This window comes from Streptomyces sp. NPDC026377, assembly GCF_055567715.1.
This window is the reverse complement of the sequence record NZ_JBVHPV010000045.1, coordinates 1-2,681: the sequence shown is the minus strand read 5'-3', so window position 1 is coordinate 2,681 and position 2,681 is coordinate 1. Positions and strand designations below refer to the sequence as shown.

General features: G+C 67.2%; 2 protein-coding genes. Both read right to left on the bottom strand.

Going from position 1 to position 2,681, the window contains the following annotated elements; genetic code table 11:
- A partial coding sequence (locus tag ACZ4MU_RS35165) for a 2-oxoacid:ferredoxin oxidoreductase subunit beta (RefSeq protein ID WP_467883691.1) occupies positions 1-849 on the bottom strand: 849 nt, incomplete at its 3' end.
- Positions 842-2,681: 2-oxoacid:acceptor oxidoreductase subunit alpha (locus ACZ4MU_RS35160; RefSeq protein ID WP_467883689.1), on the bottom strand; the 1,840-nt coding region annotated here is incomplete at its 5' end. The genes ACZ4MU_RS35165 and ACZ4MU_RS35160, both read right to left, overlap by 8 nt.

Genomic DNA, 2,681 nt, shown 5'->3' with positions numbered 1-2,681 from the left:
GTCGTGGATGAGGACGTGGTGTTCGTTGTGGGGGGTGATTTCGGTGACTTCGAGGTCGCCGGTGGTGGGGTTGCGGGTGATGCCTTTGTGGTGGTTGGTGCCGAAGCGGATGGGCTGGCCGTGTTCGAGGCGGATGAGGGTTTCCTGGGCCTGGTCGTTGTCTTTGAGGGCTTGGAAGGCGTCGTCGTTGAAGATGTTGCAGTTCTGGTAGATCTCGATGAGGGCGGTGCCGGGGTGGTGGGCGGCCTGGCGCAGGGTGTGGGTGAGGTGCTGGCGGTCGGAGTCGATGGTGCGGGCGACGAAGGTGGCTTCGGCTCCCAGGGCGAGGGAGACGGGGTTGAAGGGGGCTTCGAGGGAGCCCATGGGGGTGGATTTGGTGATTTTGCCGGTTTCTGAGGTGGGGGAGTACTGGCCTTTGGTGAGGCCGTAGATGCGGTTGTTGAAGAGGAGGATTTTGAGGTTGATGTTGCGGCGCAGGGCGTGGATGAGGTGGTTGCCGCCGATGGAGAGGGCGTCGCCGTCGCCGGTGACGACCCAGACGGAGAGGTCGCGGCGGCTGGTGGCGAGGCCGGTGGCGATGGCGGGGGCGCGTCCGTGGATGGAGTGCATCCCGTAGGTGTTCATGTAGTAGGGGAAGCGGCTGGAGCAGCCGATGCCGGAGACGAAGACGATGTTCTCTTTGGCGAGGCCGAGTTCGGGCATGAAGCCCTGGACGGCGGCGAGGACGGCGTAGTCGCCGCAGCCGGGGCACCAGCGCACTTCCTGGTCGGACTTGAAGTCCTTCATCGACTGCCGGCCCTCGGCTTTGGGCACGAGTGAGAGCAGGGTCTGTGCCGTCGTCTCAGACATGGAGGGTCTCCTTGAGGGCCGTGGCGAGCTGCTCGGCTTTGAAGGGCATGCCGTTGACCTGGGTGTAGGACTGGGCGTCGGTGAGGTATTTCGCGCGGATGAGGGTGGCGAGCTGGCCGAGGTTCATTTCGGGGACGACGACGTTGTCGTAGTGCTTGAGTACCTCGCCCAGGTTCTTCGGGAAGGGGTTGAGGTGGCGCAGGTGGGCCTGGGCGATGGGCAGGCCGTCGGTGCGCAGGCGGCGGACGGCTGCGGTGATGGGGCCGTAGGTGGAGCCCCAGCCGATCACGAGGGTGCGGGCCCCGTGGGGGTCGTCGACGGTGAGGTCGGGGACGTGGATGCCGTCGGTTTTGGCCTGGCGGGTGCGGACCATGAGGTCGTGGTTGGCGGGGTCGTAGGAGATGTTGCCGCTGCCGTCCTGTTTCTCGATGCCGCCGATGCGGTGTTCCAGGCCGGGGGTGCCGGGCACGGCCCAGGGGCGGGCCAGGGTGTGGGGGTCGCGTTTGTAGGGCCAGAACACCTCGGTGCCATCCGCGAGCTGGTGGTTGGGCTGGGTGGCGAACTGCACGCGCAGGTCGGGCAGTTCGCCGGGGTCGGGGATGCGCCAGGGTTCGGAGCCGTTGGCGAGGTAGCCGTCGGAGAGCAGGAAGACGGGGGTGCGGTAGGCCAGGGCGATGCGGGCGGCGTCCAGGGCGGCGTCGAAGCAGTCCGCCGGGGTCTTCGGTGCCACGACCGGGACGGGGGCTTCGCCGTTGCGGCCGAACATGGCCTGCAACAGGTCGGCCTGTTCGGTTTTGGTGGGCAGGCCGGTGGAGGGGCCGCCGCGCTGGATGTCCACGATCAGCAGCGGCAGTTCCAGGGACACCGCCAGGCCGATGGTTTCGGACTTCAAAGCGACGCCGGGCCCGGAGGTGGTGGTCACCGCCAGTGACCCGCCGAAGGCGGCGCCCAGGGCGGCGCCGATCGCGGCGATCTCGTCCTCGGCCTGGAAGGTCCGCACACCGAAGTTTTTGTGTTTCGCCAGTTCGTGGAGGATGTCGGAGGCGGGGGTGATGGGGTAGGAGCCGAGGTAGAGGGGGAGGTCGGCCTGGCGGGCGGCGGCGATCAGTCCGTAGGACAGGGCGAGGTTGCCGGAGATGTTGCGGTAGGTGCCGGGGGGAAAGGCGCGGGTGGCGGGGGCGACTTCGTAGGAGACGGCGAAGTCCTCGGTGGTCTCCCCGAAGTTCCAGCCCGCCCGGAAAGCCGCGACGTTGGCCTCGGCGATCTGGGGTTTCTTCGCGAACTTCCGGCGCAAAAACGCCTCGGTCGCCTCGGTGGGGCGGTGATACATCCAGCTCAGCAGCCCCAGCGCGAACATGTTCTTCGACCGCTCGGCCTCCTTGCGCGGCAGGCCGAACTCCTTGAGCGCCTCCACCGTCAGCGTCGTCAGCGGGACGGGGTGGACGTGGTAGGCCTCCAGGGTCCCGTCCTCAAGGGGCGAGGTGGCATAGCCGACCTTGGCCATGGGCCGTTTGGTGAACTCATCGGTGTTGACGATGATGTCCGCCCCGCGCGGCACGTCCGCGAGGTTCGCCTTCAACGCGGCGGGATTCATCGCGACCAGGACATTGGGGGCATCCCCGGGGGTCAGGATGTCGTGGTCGGCGAAGTGGAGCTGGAAACTCGACACACCCGGCAGAGTGCCCGCGGGAGCACGGATCTCGGCGGGAAAGTTCGGCAGCGTCGACAGATCATTACCGAACGAAGCAGTCTCCGACGTGAACCGGTCACCCGTGAGCTGCATCCCATCACCCGAATCACCCGCAAAACGAATGACCACCCGATCCAGGCGC